The organism is Kitasatospora sp. MY 5-36 (genome assembly GCF_001182915.1).
Taxonomy (GTDB): Bacteria; Actinomycetota; Actinomycetes; order Streptomycetales; family Streptomycetaceae; genus Kitasatospora.
Genome location: NZ_LFVW01000253.1, coordinates 1 through 15,348 on the forward strand (window position 1 = coordinate 1; position 15,348 = coordinate 15,348).

Below are 15,348 nucleotides of genomic sequence, written 5' to 3' on the forward strand. Positions count from 1 at the left end.
AAGGCCGCGGCGGCGCCGGCGGGCAGCAGGAGCAGTCCGGGCAGCAGGCCGGAGGCGTAGCCGCTGCCGGGGGCGAGCCCGGCCAGCAGGCCGAGTCCGGCGGCCGCCACGGCGAGGCCGCCGACGGTGACCGCCACCGGTCCGTACCGGACGGTCAGCGGGCCGGCCAGTCGGCCGGAGAGCAGCAGGACCACCGCATACGGCACGAAGGCGGCGGAGGTGGCCGCGGCGCTCCAGCCGCGCAGCTGCTGGAGGTAGAGCGAGAGCAGGACGAAGGTGAGCGCGGTGCCGGCGGCGGTGGCCGTGACGGCGGCGAGCGCGGTGGCGCGGCGCCGGTCGGCGAGGAAGCCGGGTGGCAGCAGCGGGTCGGCGGTGCGGCGCTCGACGGCGGCGAACGCGAGCAGCAGGGCGAGTCCGGCGGCCAGCGGACCGTACGTCCCGGGGCTGCGCCAGCCCTGCTCGGTGGAGGCCACCAGGGCGTAACTCGCCGCGCAGACACCGGCGGTGGCGAGGGCGGCGCCGGGCAGGTCGAGGGCCGGTCGGCGGACGGCGGGGGCATGACCAGGGGCTGCGGGCAGGGCGGCGGGCAGGGATCCGGATCGGGCGAGCCCGGCCAGGGCGACCACGACGGGCACCGCGAACAGCCAGCGCCAGGAGACCGCGGCGGCGACCGCGCCCGAGACCACGCTGCCGACGGTGGCGCCGAGCACCGACAGGCCGCCCCAGGTGGCCATCGCCCGCCGGTAGGCGGCCGGTTCGGGGTGCAGCACCCGAACCACGGCGACCGCCGCCGGGGCGGTGAGGGCCGCGCCCGCACCCTGGACGAAGCGGCTCGCCAGCAGGACGGGGTAGCCGGGCGCGAGGGCGCAGGCGATCGAGGCGGCGGCGAGCAGCACCAGGCCGGCGCGGAGCACCGGGCGTCCGCCGTGACGGTCCGTCAGCCGTCCGCCGAGCAGCAGCAGGGAGCTGAAGGAGAGGCCGTAGGCGGCGCTGAGCAGCAGCACGCCGGACGGGCCGAGCCCCAACTCCCGTGCCACCAGCGGCAGTGGCACGGTCAGGATCATGATCGTGAAGATCAGCACCGCCTGGACGACGCCGAGCAGCGCGAAGCCGTACCGGCCGGTAGCGATGACAGGCATGTAAAACCCTCCCCCCTATGTAGACCGTTCGGTCCAGTATGAGCCCAGCAGAAGACCCGGCCCGAGCCGGCCGGGTGTCAGTCCAGCAGTGCCAGCGCCTGTTCGGCGGCGTCCCGCGCCAGGGGCGCGCCGTCGGCCGTCTTGCCCACCACCCGGATGCCCTGGAGCAGCACCACCAGCATCCTGGCGAGCGCCCGCGGGTCCCGCCCGGCGGGCAGTTCGCCCTGCGCGGCGGCCCGCGCCAGGGCGGCGGCGAGCAGCGTCTCCAGGCGGTCGAAGCTCGCCTCCACCCGGCGGGACGCGGCCGGGTCGTGCGGGGCCAGCTCCACCGCCGTGTTGGTGACGAAGCAGCCGAGCCGCCGCTCCCCCTCCTCCGCCGTCGCGTACTGGCGGACCAGCGCGCGGACCGCCGGCAGCGCCGGGCCCGGCTGGGACAGCTCGTCCAGCCGCGCCGAGTCGCTCTGCTCGCAGTAGCGCTCCAGCGCCCGCAGGTACAGCTCGCGCTTGCTGCCGAAGGTCGCGTAGAGACTGGCCCGGGCGATGCCGAGCCGCTCGACCAGGTCGGCCATCGAGGTGGCCTCGTAGCCGCGCTGCCAGAACAGCTCCAGGGCCGCCTGCAGCGCCGCGTCCGGGTCGAATTCCTTCGTTCGCGCCATGCCGGGAACAGTAGCCCTTTCTGGATCGGTCGGTCAAGAAAGGGAGATCAGTGGTCCAGACCTGATCTCTGACGGAGCATTGCCAAGTGGACTAGACCATGGCTACCCTTACCGCTCCCACATCCACCTCCTTCCCCCACAGGAGGCGCTTCGCATGTCCACACCCCGTCCCGCCCACTCCCGGCAGACCGCCGACGCCGTCAGACCCGTCGTGCTGACGGCGTTCCGGATCGTCGTCGGCCTGCTCTTCGCCTGCCACGGCGCCGCCTCGCTGTTCGGCGTGCTCGGCGGCGCCAAGGGCGGCGGCACCGTCCCGCTCGGCCAGTGGCCCGGCTGGTGGGCCGCGCTGATCCAGCTGGTCGGCGGCGTCCTGGTGCTGCTCGGCGCCGGCACCAGGGTGGCCGCCCTGCTCTGCTCCGGCTCGATGGCCTACGCCTACTTCACCGTCCACCAGGAGCACGCCCTGCTGCCGCTGCAGAACGGGGGCGAGCCCTCGGTGCTGTTCTGCTGGGCCTTCCTGGCCATCGCGGCGCTCGGCTCCGGCCCGTACGCCGTGGACCGCCTGCTCACCCGCCGGCCCCTGGCGGCGTCGGCCGAACCGGCGGTCCGGCCGACGTCGGCGGTCTGACGCACCGCCCGGGGCCGGTCAACGGTCCGACGGACCGCCCGCCGCCAGGTGTCGCTCGACCGAGGCGACCTTGGCGGTGAGGCCGTCGGTGACCCCGGCCCGGTCGTCGATCTTGATGACCGTGCTCACCCGGTTGCTATGCGCCTTCACCGCCTCGATCGCCGCCCTGATCACCGGCATCACCTCGTCCCACTCCCCCTCGATGCTGGTGAACATCGCGTCCGTGCGGTTCGGGAGACCGCTCTCCCGGACCACCCGGACGGCGGCGGCCACCGCCTCCCCCACGTCCTCGCCGATCCCCAGCGGGGTCACCGAAAAGGCTGCGATCACGACTCTGCGCTCCTTGTGGTCGACGGCACCGGTCACGGCCCGGGCCTGCGCCCGGACCGCGACCAGGCTAGACGTCCCGTGACCGGGCCGGACGTCAGGCGACGCTGGGCAGCGGCGGTTCGACGGCCAGCGGGGCGGTGGAGCGGGCCCGGTGCTGGTCGGCCCAGGAGACCAGCGCCACCGTGCAGGCGTGGTCCAGGTGGCGCAGCCCGGACCAGTCCAGTTCCACCGGCCGGTCCCCCGGCAGCCGTTCCAGGGTGTCCAGCAGCCGGGGCAGCCGCAGGAAGGTGGCGTTGCCGCTCAGCCGCACCCGGTGCAGCGGCTGCCCGGCCGGCTGCTCCTGCTCCTCCACCGCGATGTGCAGGTGCGAGGTCTGCCAGGCCGACTTGGCCACCGCCAGGCCGACGCCGATCAGCACCCCCTCGAACAGGTCGGTGGCGATGATCGCGACCGTCGTGACCACCAGCACCACCGCCTCGCCCAGGTGCCCGCGGCAGAGCGCGACGATCCGGCGCACCGGCACCAGCTTGGCGCCGGCGTGCACCAGGACGGCGGCCAGCGCGGTGAGCGGGACGAGCCCGAGCGCGCCGGGCAGCAGCGCAGTGAACACCAGCAGCCAGCCGCCGTGCAGGACCCGCGAGGCCTTGGTGCGCGCGCCGGCCTGGACGTTGGTCGCGCTGCGCACGATCACCGCGGTCATCGGCAGCGCGCCGAGCAGCCCGCAGACGGTGTTGCCGATGCCCTGGGCGGTGAGCTCGCGGTCGTAGTCGGTGCGCGGTCCGTGGTGCATCCGGTCGACGGCGGCGGCGCTGAACAGCGTCTCGGCGGAGGCGATCAGGGTGAAGGCGACGACCGTGCCGATCCCGGCGGGGCCGGCCAGGGCGGTCAGGGCGTCGCGGCCGGGCAGGTGCACCACGTCGAGCAGCCCGGCCACGTGGACGCGGGCCACCGGCAGGTCGGCGGCCGCGGTGACGGCGGCAGCCAGGCCGACGGCGGCCAGCGGGGCGGGGACGGCGCGGGCGGCCCGTTCCGGCAGGTACTTCCAGGCGACCAGGACCAGCAGGGTGCCGAGGCCGAGGGCGACGGCGCTCGGGTTGGCCGCGGCGGTCAGCACGTCGCCCAGCAGGCCGGGCAGTCCGGCGATCTTCTCCGGCCCGGTGCCGGGGGCGCGGCGGTCGGCGAGCGCGTAGAGCTGGCCGAACACCAGGGTCAGTCCGATGCCGGCCAGCATGCCGTGCACCACCGAGGCGGACATCGCCCGGAACCAGCGGCCGAGCCGCAGGGCGCCCATCGCCAGCTGGAGCAGGCCGGTGCCGAGCACCAGCAGGCCGAGCGCGCCGACGCCGAAGCGCTGGACGGCGTCGGCGACCAGGACGGTCAGTCCGGCGGCGGGCCCGCTGACCTGGAGGCTGCTGCCGGGCAGCAGGCCGGCCACCAGGCCGCCGACGATGCCGGTGACCAGCCCGAGTTCGGCCGGGACGCCGGAGGCGACGGCCACGCCGACGCAGAGCGGGAGGGCGACCAGGAACACCACCAGCGAGGCCGGCAGGTCGTGGCGCCAGGGGACGGCGCGCAGGACGGCGGCCGGGGTGCGGGGCCGGCCCGGCGGGCCGTGCTTGCGGAGGCGGCCCGGCGGGCTGTCGCTCCGGTGGGGCGGCGGGTTCACCCGGTCACCGCCAGGGACCGGGCAGGGGTGCAGCAGCGCATGGGGACGTTCCTTCCGCGCGTCCGCCGCAGCGGGCGCGCCGTTGCAAGGGCGGGGAGCAGGAGGAGGAGCGGGGAACGGGAGGGCAGGGGGAAAGAGCGGCGACAGCGGTACGGCCGCGGGTCCGGGCGGACCAGAGCGCGGCGGCGGGTGTCGGGTCGGTGCGGCCGGGGGGGTGCGTCCCTCGCTCGGGTGCGGCGGACCGGGCGCGCTGGTCCTGGACGGGGCCACCGGCGGAGTTCCCCCGCTCCGCGGTGCTCCCGAAGCCCCCCTGCCGCGGCCTCAGTTGGACGTCACGGGCCCGGCGTGGCACCGACGGTACCCAGCCCGGCGGGGCGGGCCCACAGCAGGCACCGTCCCTTCACCGCCACTGCACACCGGCCGCTCTTCCCGGCGCGGAGCGTCCGCTTCCCCGGGCACACCAGCGCGATCGCCGTCCTGGCGTGCGAATCCCCGCCGCCCGACGGTCCGCCCAGCGCCTTCCACATTCTGTTGAAGTCCCCTTGACGCCCCGACGAGCCCCGCCCTACCGTGTTTCCACATACAGAAACCGTTCTTCCGTATGGTGGAATTCAGGAGATGAGCCCTCCGAGCCACTGCGGGCCGACGCAGGAGAGATCCGATGCCTCGTATGACAGCCGCCCGCGCGGCCGTGGAGATCCTCAAGCTCGAAGGCGTTGAGGTCGCGTTCGGCGTGCCGGGCGCGGCCATCAACCCGTTCTACGCCGCGCTCAAGGCCGCCGGCGGGATCGGGCACACGCTGGCCCGGCACGTCGAGGGCGCCTCCCACATGGCCGAGGGCTACACCCGCGCCAGGGCCGGCAACATCGGGGTCTGCGTCGGCACCTCGGGGCCGGCCGGCACCGACATGATCACCGGCCTGTACTCGGCGATCGCCGACTCCGTCCCGATCCTCTGCATCACCGGCCAGGCGCCCGTCGCCCGGCTGCACAAGGAGGACTTCCAGGCCGTCGACATCGCCTCGATCGCCGGGCCCGTCACCAAGGCCGCCACCACCGTGCTGGAGGCCGCGCAGGTCCCCGGCGTGTTCCAGCAGGCCTTCCACCTGATGCGCTCCGGGCGCCCCGGCCCGGTCCTGATCGACCTGCCGATCGACGTCCAGCTGACCGAGATCGACTTCGACCCGGAGGCCTACCAGCCGCTGCCGGTCTACAAGCCGGCCGCCAACCGCGTCCAGATCGAGAAGGCGGTCGCGCTGCTCCAGCGGTCCGAGCGCCCGCTGATCGTCGCGGGCGGCGGCGTCATCAACGCCGACGCCGCCGAGCTGCTGCGGGAGTTCGCCGAACTCACCGGCGTCCCGGTGGTCCCCACCCTGATGGGCTGGGGCGTCATCCCGGACGACCACGCGCTCAACGCCGGCCTGGTCGGCCTCCAGACCTCGCACCGCTACGGCAACGAGACCTTCCTCGCCTCCGACTTCGTCCTCGGCATCGGCAACCGCTGGGCCAACCGCCACACCGGCGGCCTGGACGTCTACACCGCGGGCCGCACCTTCGTCCACGTCGACGTCGAGCCCACCCAGCTCGGCCGGATCTTCGCCCCGGACCTCGGCATCGCCTCCGACGCCGGGGCCGCGCTGGAGCTGTTCGTCGAGGTGGCGCGCGAACTGCGGGACGCCGGCGCGCTCAAGGACCGCACCGCCTGGGCCGCCGCCGCCCAGGAGCGCAGGGCCCGGCTCCAGCGCCGCACCCACTTCGACGACGTGCCGCTCAAGCCGCAGCGCGTGTACGAGGAGATGAACCGGGCGTTCGGCCCGGAGACCCGCTACGTCACCACCATCGGCCTCTCCCAGATCGCCGGCGCGCAGCTGCTGCACGTCTACCGGCCGCGGCACTGGATCAACTGCGGCCAGGCCGGCCCGCTCGGCTGGACCATCCCGGCCGCACTGGGCGTCGCCACCGCCGACCCGGGAGGGCAGGTGGTCGCGCTCTCCGGCGACTACGACTTCCAGTTCATGATCGAGGAGCTGGCGGTCGGCGCCCAGCACCGCATCCCGTACGTCCACGTGCTGGTGAACAACTCCTACCTGGGCCTGATCCGCCAGGCGCAGCGCGCCTTCGACATCGACTACCAGGTCAACCTGGAGTTCGAGAACGTCAACGCGCCGGAGCTGGGCGTCTACGGCGTGGACCACGTCAAGGTCGTCGAGGGCCTGGGCTGCAAGGCGATCCGGGTCACCGAGCCGGAGGGCCTGCTGCCCGCCTTCGAGGAGGCCAAGAAGCTGGCCGCCGAGTTCCGCGTGCCGGTCGTGGTCGAGGCGATCCTGGAGCGGGTCACCAACATCTCGATGGCCGCCGCCGACATCGACAAGGTCAACGAGTTCGAGGAGTTGGCCACCCTCCCCGAGCACGCGCCGACGGCGATCCGGCCGCTGGTGCCGTAACGCGGCGCACGCACCGGTCGCGCACGCCGGTCGCACGCACCGGCCGTACGCACCGGCCGTACGCGCCGGTCGTCCGCGCCGGGCGGGTGGGGGCGGACGAGCCGCTCCGCACGCCCCCACCCGCCCCCGCGCCCGGAACATCGGCACGCCGACCGCAGTTGACCAGGTGACGGCCGCTACCGTGGCCCACGAAGAGGCCCGGCCCGACGACTTCCCGAAAGGACCACCCCCGTGAGCCTGTACGACATCCCGCTGCGCACCCTCGACGGCGCGGCCACCTCGCTGGCCGACCACAAGGGCAAGGCGCTGCTGATCGTCAACGTCGCGTCCAAGTGCGGTCTGACCCCGCAGTACGAGGGCCTGGAGCGGCTCCAGCAGCGGTACGCCGGGCGCGGGTTCACCGTGCTGGGCTTCCCCTGCAACCAGTTCGCCGGACAGGAGCCCGGCAGCGCCGAGGAGATCCGCACCTTCTGCTCCACCACCTACGGCGTGACCTTCCCGCTGTTCGAGAAGATCGACGTCAACGGCGAGGACCGCCACCCGCTGTACGCCAAGCTCACCGAGGTCGCCGACGCCGAGGGCCAGGCCGGGGACATCGCCTGGAACTTCGAGAAGTTCCTGCTCTCCCCGGACGGCACCGTCGTCGCGCGCCTGCGCCCGCCCGTCGAGCCGGAGTCGCCGGAGCTGGTCGCCGCGCTCGAGGCCGTCCTGCCGGCCTGACCACACGCACCGCGGAGGCCCGGGGCCCGCGGCCCCGGGCCTCCGTCGTGCGCGCACGCAAGGCCCCCCTCGGGGTGTTGCGGACATGCCCAAGCGCCCCTACCGTGTGTGCCCCCGTTGATCCATCGCCCACGGAGGGCCCACCCTGATGATCCGTCACGTCAGAACAGCGGCAAGGGCGCTGCTCGCGGCCGGCCTGCTCGTCACCGGCACACCGGCCGGTGCCTCGCCGGCGGCGGCCGCCGCGGCGCCGACGGCCCTGACCGCGTCCGACTACACCCTCACCTCGGACTACCACCAGTACGACGCCCTCGACTCGGCGCTCGCCACGACGCTCGGGACCTCCGCCGTGCACACGGTGATGGAGCACGCGAACCACGACCGGCAGGCGCTCCCCGCGTCCTTCTCCGTGGCCGGCCTGACCACCGGCTTCCGGTTCGACGACGGCGACAACTCCGACTGCCAGAGCTTCCCCCAGGGCATCACCACGAGCCGGGACGCCGTGGGGACCGCGAACAGCGGCAACTACGACGGCCACCAGCTCGTGCTGGTGAGCTGGTACACCAAGGACGGCTGCGGCGGCGCCCAGCAGCGCAGCCGGATCACCCTGGTCGACTGGGACGCCACCTACCCCGACACCTACCGCAAGATCCTCCTGGTGGAGCCGACCGGCACCGCGGCCGCGCCGGACTTCAAGGACGTCCCGATCCACGCCGGCGGCGTCTCCTGGTACGGCGACCACCTCTACGTCGCCGACACCGGCCGCGGCATGCGCGTCTTCGACCTGCGCAAGATCCTCAACACCGACACCGGCGGCACCGCCGACCAGATCGGCCGCCAGCCCGGAGGCGCCTACTACGCCCACAACTACGCCTACGTGCTGCCCCAGGTCGGCACGGTCACCGCGCAGACCGCCTCCGGAGCCAAGCTGGTGTGGTCGTCGGTCTCCCTCGACCGGGTCAGCAGGTCGATCGTGATGACGGAGTACACCTGCCAGGCGGACTGCGTCGACTACCCGAACCGCCCGCCGCGGGCCGTCCGCTTCCCGTTCGCCGCCGGGGCGACGACCTTCGCCGCGACGACGACCGCAAGCCAGGCCCTCCAACTGCCCTGGTACAACCTCAACGGCGTGGCCTCCCACAACGGCCGGTGGTGGTTCAACTCCTCGGGGCAGAAGAAGCTCTACTACTGGACCCCGACCGCGGGCGCCTCGACCTTCGCCTGGGTGGGCGGCGGCGAGAGCCTCTCCTACTGGGAGGACGCCACCGGCCCCGACCTGCTGTGGTCGCTGCAGGAGACCACGGGCGGGCGCAACGTCTTCGCGGTCACCCAGTCCACCTACGGCGGCGGCTGAGCCCCTGGCTCGGGGCCGGCGGGGACGACTCGCCGGGGCCCCGTGGCGCACGGCCCGGTCGACGACGGCGACCCCGGGCGGGACCGTCGGCGACGGTCTGCCGGATGATGGGAGCAGGGGCACGGCAGCGGATGTGAGGGCGACACGGTGACAGCAGGCGAATCCATGGGGTTGGAGTCGGGACACCGGTCGGCGGACCGCGAGGGTCCGGAGACCGTCGCGGCCGCCGACCGGCCCGAGGCGGGCACGGAGCCCCCGGGCGGGGGCGCGGGGCGTCGGCGTTCCCTGGTCCGACGGCTGACGGTCCTGGTGCTCGTCCTCGTCCTCCTCTGCCTCCCGCCCTGGTGGACCCTGTTCGCCTCCGGCGCCGACTGGCCGTTCCCGGTCCTCCTGGCCGGCACGGTCGTCCTCGCGGCCTGGATGGTCTCATTCCCCTTCCTGATGGTCGCGGGCCACGGGCGGCGGCGCAGCGACCGGGCCGCCCGCGTCGCGGACACCAGCCTCGGGGTGGTCTGGGTGCTGTTCACCTGGTCGGTGCTGGGCGGCTCGGTGGACCTGCTGCTGGCCGGACTCGACGTCGGCGGCACCGACCGGGCCAGGGCCGTGGCCGTGGCCGTCGCCGTGGTCTCGGCCGGGCTGCTGGGCTGGGGGCACCACGAGGCGATGCGCGTGCCCCGGGTGAAGCGGGTGGACGTGCACCTCCCGCGGCTCGGCGCCGGCCTGGACGGGACCAGGGTCGTGGTGCTGGCCGACACCCACTACGGGCCGATCGACCGGGCGGACTGGTCGGCGCGGGTCGCCGAGGCGGTCAACGCGCTCGACGCGGACGTCCTGGTCCACGCCGGCGACATCGCCGACGGCACCCCGGCCCAGCGCCGGGAGCAGTCCGCGCCGCTCGGGACGGTCCGGTCCCGGCTGGCCAAGGTCTACGTCACGGGGAACCACGAGTACGGCAGCGAGGCCCAGGGCTGGCTGGACCGGATGGCGGACCTGGGCTGGGAGCCGCTGCACAACCGCCACCTCGTGGTGGAGCGCGGCGGCGACGCCCTCGTGCTCGCCGGGGTGGACGACGTGACCGCGGAGTCCTCCGGCCTGGCCGGACACCGCGCGAACCTGGTCGGCGCGCTGGCGGGGGCGGACCCGGCCCTGCCGGTCCTGCTCGTCGCCCACCAGCCCAAGTACGTCCCGCAGGCCGCTGCCGCCGGCATCGACCTGCAGGTCTCCGGGCACACCCACGGCGGCCAGATCTGGCCGTTCAACCTCCTCGTCCGGATCGACCAGCCGGTGGTGCACGGCCTGAGCCGGCACGGGGAGCGGACCCAGCTCTACACCAGCCGCGGCACCGGCTTCTGGGGCCCGCCGTTCCGGGTCTTCGCCCCGAGCGAGATCACCCTGCTCACGCTGCGCTCGGGCGGTCCGTCGCCCACCGCGTGACCGACCGTTGAAAGGCTCGAACCGGGGCTCACGGCAGCAACAGCCGCGTCCCCGGCGGCAGTTCGCCGTCCCGGGCGGCGTCGCGCAGGTGCGCCAGCAGGGTGTCCCGCAGCGCCTCCGCCGCGCGGGTGAGCGGCACCTCGTGGCCGTGGGCGACGGCGATGGTGCGGCCCAGTCCGGGCCCGGCGAAGGCCGTCACCGCGAGGCCGGAGCGGGCGGCCACCATGCCGGGGACGACGGCGGGCCCGATCCCGGCCCGGACGAAGCCCAGCACCGCGTCCATCTCGCCGCCCTCCACCGCGAACTCCGGCTCGAACCCGGCCGCCCGGCAGGCCGCCAGGGTCGCCTCGCGGACGTCGTAGCCCTCCCGGAACATCACCAGCGGCCGGCCCTTCAGCTCCGTCACCCGGACCTTGCGCCGGACCGGCCGCCCGGCCGCGACCAGCACCAGCTCCTCGTGCAGCAGCTCGGTGACCGCCAGCGCGGGCTCCTGCTCACCGCTCGGCCGGGTGATGGTCAGCGCGAGGTCCAGCTCCCCCGCCGCCAGCCAGCCGACCAGGTCGCGCGAGCCGCCCTCGCGGACCACCAGCGCCACCCCCGGGTAGCGGTCCCGGAAGACCCGCAGCACGTCCGGCACCAGGCTGGTGCACAGGCTCGGCGGTGCGCCCAGCCGGACCCGGCCGCGGCGCAGCTGCACCGTCTCCTGCACGGCCAGCCGGGCGGTCTCGGTGTCCGCGAGGATGCGCCGGGCCAGCGGCAGCAGGGCGTCCCCGGCGTCCGTGAGCGCGATGTTGCCCCGGGTGCGGTGGAACAGTTCCGCGCCCAACTCCCGTTCCAGGGCCCGGATCTGTTGCGAGAGTGACGGCTGCGCGACGTGTGCCGCCTCGGCGGCCCGGGTGAAGTGCCGGGTCTCGGCGACGGCCAGGAAGTAGCGGAGTTGCTGGAGCTGCACAGGGCCAGGATAGGCCGCATCGATAGTCCATGCCTATCGTCACGAGCCGCATCATGTCTTGGACGTACCCTCGCCGCCGTCCCTACCGTTGCTGCCATGACAACCGCGACTCGGACGGCCCGGCATCCGTCCACCCTGGCGACCCTGTGGCGGTCGACCGTCGGCAAGAAGGCGGTCATGGCCGTCACCGGACTGGCCATGCTGCTGTACCTGGTCGCGCACATGCTGGGAAACCTCAAGGTGTTCTTCGGCCCGGACGACATCAACGGCTACGCGGCCTGGCTGCGCACCATCGGACAGCCCTTCCTGGGCCACGAGTGGTTCCTGTGGATCGCCCGGGCGGGCCTGCTGGCCGCCGTGGTGCTGCACGGCGTCTCCGCGTACCAGCTCAGCCGCCGCGACCTCGCGGCCCGCCCGAGCCGGTACGTGCACAAGCGCCGCCGCGCGAGCTACGCGACGCGGACCATGCGCTGGGGCGGGGTGATCCTGGCGCTGTTCATCGTCTGGCACATCCTCGACCTCACCACGTTGACCGTGAACCCGGGCACCGATCACGGCCAGACGTACCAGAACATCGTGGCCTCCTTCGGCCGCTGGTACGTCGACGTGTTCTACGTCGTCGCGATGCTGGCCGTCGGCCTGCACATCCGGCACGGGTTCTGGAGCGCCGCGCAGACCCTCGGCGCCAACAACGCCCGCCGCGACCGGGCGCTCAAGCTGGTCGCGAACGGCCTGGCGCTGGTGCTGACCGCCGGCTTCCTGTCCGTCCCCGTGGCCGTGATGACCGGAGTCGTGAAGTGAGCAGTGGTGACATGAGCTACCTGGAGTACACCCTCGGCGGGCCGGTCGCCGACGCCAAGGCCCCCGCCGGGCCGATCGAACAGCGCTGGGACCAGCGGCGGTTCGACGCCAAGCTCGTCAACCCGGCCAACCGGCGCAAGCACACCGTGATCGTGGTCGGCACCGGCCTGGCCGGCGGCGCGGCCGGCGCCACCCTGGCCGAACAGGGCTACCACGTGGTCCAGTTCTGCTTCCAGGACTCCCCCCGGCGCGCCCACTCGATCGCCGCCCAGGGCGGCATCAACGCGGCCAAGAACTACCGCAACGACGGCGACTCGGTCCGCCGGCTGTTCTACGACACCGTCAAGGGCGGCGACTTCCGGGCCCGCGAGTCCAACGTGCACCGGCTGGCCCAGGTGTCGGTGGAGATCATCGACCAGTGCGTGGCCCAGGGCGTGCCCTTCGCCCGCGAGTACGGCGGCCTGCTGGACACCCGGTCGTTCGGCGGCGTCCAGGTCTCCCGGACCTTCTACGCCCGCGGCCAGACCGGCCAGCAGCTGCTGCTCGGCGCCTACCAGGCGCTCTCCCGGCAGGTCGCCGCCGGGAACGTGGAACTGCACCCGCGCACCGAGATGCTCGACCTGCTGGTGGTCGACGGCCGGGCCCGCGGCATCGTCGCCCGGGACCTCGTCACCGGCGAGATCCGCTCCTACACCGCGGACGCCGTGGTGCTCGCCAGCGGCGGCTACGGCAACGTCTTCTACCTCTCCACCAACGCCAAGAACTCCAACGCCACCGCGATCTGGCGGGCGCACCGGCGCGGCGCGTACTTCGCCAACCCGTGCTTCACCCAGATCCACCCGACCTGCATCCCCCGCTCGGGCGACCACCAGTCCAAGCTCACCCTGATGAGCGAGTCGCTGCGCAACGACGGCCGGATCTGGGTGCCCAAGGCGAAGGGCGACAACCGGCCGCCCGGGCAGATCCCGGAGGAGGAGCGGGACTACTACCTGGAGCGGATCTACCCCTCCTTCGGCAACCTGGTGCCGCGCGACATCGCCTCCCGGGCCGCCAAGAACGTCTGCGACGAGGGCCGCGGCATCGGCCCCGGCGGCCAGGGCGTCTACCTGGACTTCGCCGACGCGATCCGCCGGCTGGGCCGGGACGCCGTCGAGGCCAAGTACGGCAACCTCTTCGAGATGTACGAGCGGATCACCGCCGAGGACCCGTACCGGGTGCCGATGCGGATCTACCCGGCGATCCACTACACGATGGGCGGGCTCTGGGTCGACTACGACCTGCAGACCACCGTCCCGGGCCTGTTCGCGATCGGGGAGGCCAACTTCTCCGACCACGGCGCCAACCGGCTCGGCGCCAGCGCCCTGATGCAGGGCCTGGCCGACGGCTACTTCGTGCTGCCGCCCACCATCAACGACTACCTGGCCCGCCACCCGCTGCCGGCCGTGCCCGCCGACCACCCGGTGCTCGCCGAGGTGGAGGCCGAGGTCGAGGACCGGCTCAACCTGATCCTCGCGGTGGACGGCGACCGCACCCCGGACTCCTTCCACCGCGAACTCGGCGAACTGCTCTGGGACGAGTGCGGGATGGCCCGCGACGAGGCCGGGCTGCGCCGGGCGCTGGAGCGGATCCCGCTGCTGCGCGAGGAGTTCTGGCGCCGGATCAAGGTGCCGGGCACCGGGCAGGAGCTCAACCAGTCGCTGGAGAAGGCCAACCGGCTGGTCGACTACTTCGAACTGGCCGAGCTGATGTGCCTGGACGCGCTGCACCGCGCCGAGTCCTGCGGCGGCCACTTCCGCACCGAGAGCCAGACCCCCGACGGCGAGGCCGCCCGCCGCGACGAGGACTACTCCTACGCCGCCGCCTGGGAGTTCACCGGCACCGGCGCGGCACCCGTCCTCCACCGCGAGGAACTCGACTTCGAGTACGTCCACCCCACCCAGCGGAGCTACGCATGAACCTCACCCTGCGCATCTGGCGCCAGGCGGGCCCGGACGCACCCGGCTCGATGACCACCTACCGGGTCGGCGGCATCAGCCCGGACATGTCCTTCCTGGAGATGCTGGACACCCTCAACGAGGAGCTGATCACCCGCGGCGACCAGCCCGTCGCCTTCGACCACGACTGCCGTGAGGGCATCTGCGGCGCCTGCGGCATGGTCATCAACGGCCAGGCGCACGGCCCCGAGCGCACCACCACCTGCCAGCTGCACATGCGGCACTTCCAGGACGGCGACACCATCGACGTCGAGCCCTGGCGGGCGGCGGCGTTCCCGGTGGTCAAGGACCTGGTGGTGGACCGCTCGGCCTTCGACCGGATCATCGGCTCCGGCGGCTACATCACCGCCCCCACCGGCAGCGCCCCCGAGGCGCACGCCACGCCCGTCCCCAAGGAGACCGCCGACACCGCCTTCGAGCACGCCGAGTGCATCGGCTGCGGCGCCTGCGTGGCGGCCTGCCCGAACGGCTCGGCGATGCTCTTCACCTCCGCCAAGGTGGTGCACCTCAACGTGCTGCCGCAGGGCGCGCCGGAACGGGCCGCCCGGGTACGGGACATGGTCTCGGCCATGGACGCCGAGGGCTTCGGCGGCTGCACCAACACCGGTGAGTGCGCCACCGCCTGCCCCAAGGGCATCCCGCTGCCCAGCATCGCGGCGATGAACCGGGAGTTCCTGCGGGCCGCCCGCGGCTGACGACTCCCCCGCTACGGTCGGCCCCTCGCTCTGGTGCTCAGGCGAGGGGCCGACGCCGTTCTGGAACAGGGCGCGCGGCGGCGGTTCGCGCTACCCGTACGGGTGGTGGATCGCCCGGGGCCGTGCTTCCTGACGGGGAATCGCGCTACGGTGGTGTCCGCTACGGAAGGACGGCATATGCCCGAGGTTCAGTCCTGTTCCGGTTGCGGCGGGTCCGGGGGGACCCAGAAGACCGAGGCCACGGTCGAACTGGACGAGGAAGGAAGCATGGTGCCCAGTGTCCACACCTTCTGGTCGCCCTGCGGCCGGTGCCACGGATCCGGAACGGTGATCGTCGGATGAGGTTCGTCTTCGAATGCGTCGAGTGCGGTGGGCACTACCTGCCGCCCGAGGAGATGGTGTACCCGGACGGGCCGGCCTCGCCGGTCTGGTGCACCGCCTGCCAGAGCGCCAAGCGCGCGGCCGGCGTCCGGGAGGACCCGCTGCTCGCCCGGGTCGCGCTGGCCGCCGCCCGGGCCGCACTGGCCCGGCGGGCC

14 protein-coding genes are annotated in these 15,348 nt (G+C 73.6%); 9 read left to right on the top strand and 5 right to left on the bottom strand.

Annotation, left to right across the window (positions count from 1 at the left end; translation table 11 throughout):
• Positions 1 to 1,139, bottom strand: a 1,139-nt coding sequence (locus AE652_RS18075; RefSeq protein WP_049652692.1) for an MFS transporter, incomplete at its 3' end; no start/stop codon positions are given.
• A 77-nt stretch (positions 1,140 to 1,216) separates the two neighbouring features.
• Positions 1,217 to 1,795: a TetR/AcrR family transcriptional regulator gene (locus AE652_RS18080; RefSeq protein WP_049652693.1), complete on the bottom strand. Its 579-nt coding sequence runs from the start codon at positions 1,793 to 1,795 to the stop codon at positions 1,217 to 1,219.
• 154 nt (positions 1,796 to 1,949) lie between these two features.
• Between AE652_RS18080 and AE652_RS18085 the strand changes: the two genes are divergently transcribed.
• A complete protein-coding gene (locus tag AE652_RS18085; RefSeq protein WP_049652696.1) occupies positions 1,950 to 2,423 on the top strand; it encodes a DoxX family protein in 474 nt (157 codons plus the stop codon).
• Between the two features lie 18 nt (positions 2,424 to 2,441).
• Here AE652_RS18085 and AE652_RS18090 read toward each other — a convergent pair whose 3' ends face one another.
• Together AE652_RS18090 and AE652_RS18095 are read right to left on the bottom strand one after the other, a co-directional pair.
• A complete protein-coding gene (locus AE652_RS18090; protein WP_049652700.1) occupies positions 2,442 to 2,753 on the bottom strand; it encodes an MTH1187 family thiamine-binding protein in 312 nt (103 codons plus the stop codon).
• Positions 2,754 to 2,847: 94 nt separating this feature from the next.
• Positions 2,848 to 4,329: a SulP family inorganic anion transporter gene (locus AE652_RS18095; protein ID WP_049652723.1), complete on the bottom strand. Its 1,482-nt coding sequence runs from the start codon at positions 4,327 to 4,329 to the stop codon at positions 2,848 to 2,850.
• Between the two features lie 751 nt (positions 4,330 to 5,080).
• On the opposite strand from AE652_RS18095, the gene gcl reads away from it, so the two are divergent.
• The 4 genes from gcl (at position 5,081) to AE652_RS18115 (ending at position 10,370) form a co-directional block, all read left to right on the top strand.
• A complete protein-coding gene (gene gcl, locus AE652_RS18100) occupies positions 5,081 to 6,862 on the top strand; it encodes a glyoxylate carboligase (protein ID WP_049652704.1) in 1,782 nt (593 codons plus the stop codon).
• A gap of 231 nt (positions 6,863 to 7,093) precedes the next feature.
• Positions 7,094 to 7,582, top strand: a complete 489-nt coding sequence (locus AE652_RS18105) for a glutathione peroxidase (RefSeq protein ID WP_049652707.1) — start codon at positions 7,094 to 7,096, stop codon at positions 7,580 to 7,582.
• Positions 7,583 to 7,730: 148 nt separating this feature from the next.
• On the top strand, positions 7,731 to 8,936 hold the full coding sequence (locus tag AE652_RS18110; RefSeq protein WP_049652709.1) for a hypothetical protein: 1,206 nt from the start codon (positions 7,731 to 7,733) through the stop codon (positions 8,934 to 8,936).
• Positions 8,937 to 9,101: 165 nt separating this feature from the next.
• Positions 9,102 to 10,370, top strand: coding sequence for a metallophosphoesterase (locus AE652_RS18115; RefSeq protein ID WP_082345809.1), 1,269 nt, complete (start codon positions 9,102 to 9,104; stop codon positions 10,368 to 10,370).
• Positions 10,371 to 10,398: 28 nt separating this feature from the next.
• Here the strand turns inward: AE652_RS18115 and AE652_RS18120 are convergent, their stop codons facing one another.
• The gene (locus AE652_RS18120) at positions 10,399 to 11,322 is read right to left on the bottom strand and encodes a LysR family transcriptional regulator (RefSeq protein ID WP_049652712.1); all 924 of its coding nucleotides are present in this window, start codon (positions 11,320 to 11,322) and stop codon (positions 10,399 to 10,401) included.
• A 96-nt stretch (positions 11,323 to 11,418) separates the two neighbouring features.
• Here AE652_RS18120 and AE652_RS18125 point away from each other — a divergent pair, with 96 nt between their 5' ends.
• The 4 genes from AE652_RS18125 to AE652_RS18140 form a co-directional block, all read left to right on the top strand.
• On the top strand, positions 11,419 to 12,123 hold the full coding sequence (locus tag AE652_RS18125; protein WP_049652714.1) for a succinate dehydrogenase cytochrome b subunit: 705 nt from the start codon (positions 11,419 to 11,421) through the stop codon (positions 12,121 to 12,123).
• 11 nt (positions 12,124 to 12,134) lie between these two features.
• The gene (locus AE652_RS18130) at positions 12,135 to 14,078 is read left to right on the top strand and encodes a fumarate reductase/succinate dehydrogenase flavoprotein subunit (protein WP_049652717.1); all 1,944 of its coding nucleotides are present in this window, start codon (positions 12,135 to 12,137) and stop codon (positions 14,076 to 14,078) included.
• The gene (locus AE652_RS18135) at positions 14,075 to 14,812 is read left to right on the top strand and encodes a succinate dehydrogenase/fumarate reductase iron-sulfur subunit (protein WP_049652719.1); all 738 of its coding nucleotides are present in this window, start codon (positions 14,075 to 14,077) and stop codon (positions 14,810 to 14,812) included. The genes AE652_RS18130 and AE652_RS18135 overlap by 4 nt, the downstream gene beginning before the upstream one ends.
• 338 nt (positions 14,813 to 15,150) lie before the next feature.
• A partial coding sequence (locus tag AE652_RS18140) for a hypothetical protein (RefSeq protein ID WP_049652721.1) occupies positions 15,151 to 15,348 on the top strand: 198 nt, incomplete at its 3' end.

Coding starts and splice junctions, on each gene's coding strand:
- AE652_RS18110 (WP_049652709.1), top strand. CDS start 7,731: ATGATCCGTCACGTCAGAACAGCGGCAAGGGCGCTGCTCGCGGCCGGC.
- AE652_RS18115 (WP_082345809.1), top strand. CDS start 9,102: ATGGGGTTGGAGTCGGGACACCGGTCGGCGGACCGCGAGGGTCCGGAG.
- AE652_RS18130 (WP_049652717.1), top strand. CDS start 12,135: ATGAGCTACCTGGAGTACACCCTCGGCGGGCCGGTCGCCGACGCCAAG.
- AE652_RS18080 (WP_049652693.1), bottom strand. CDS start 1,795: ATGGCGCGAACGAAGGAATTCGACCCGGACGCGGCGCTGCAGGCGGCC.
- AE652_RS18135 (WP_049652719.1), top strand. CDS start 14,075: ATGAACCTCACCCTGCGCATCTGGCGCCAGGCGGGCCCGGACGCACCC.
- AE652_RS18125 (WP_049652714.1), top strand. CDS start 11,419: ATGACAACCGCGACTCGGACGGCCCGGCATCCGTCCACCCTGGCGACC.
- gcl (WP_049652704.1), top strand. CDS start 5,081: ATGCCTCGTATGACAGCCGCCCGCGCGGCCGTGGAGATCCTCAAGCTC.
- AE652_RS18085 (WP_049652696.1), top strand. CDS start 1,950: ATGTCCACACCCCGTCCCGCCCACTCCCGGCAGACCGCCGACGCCGTC.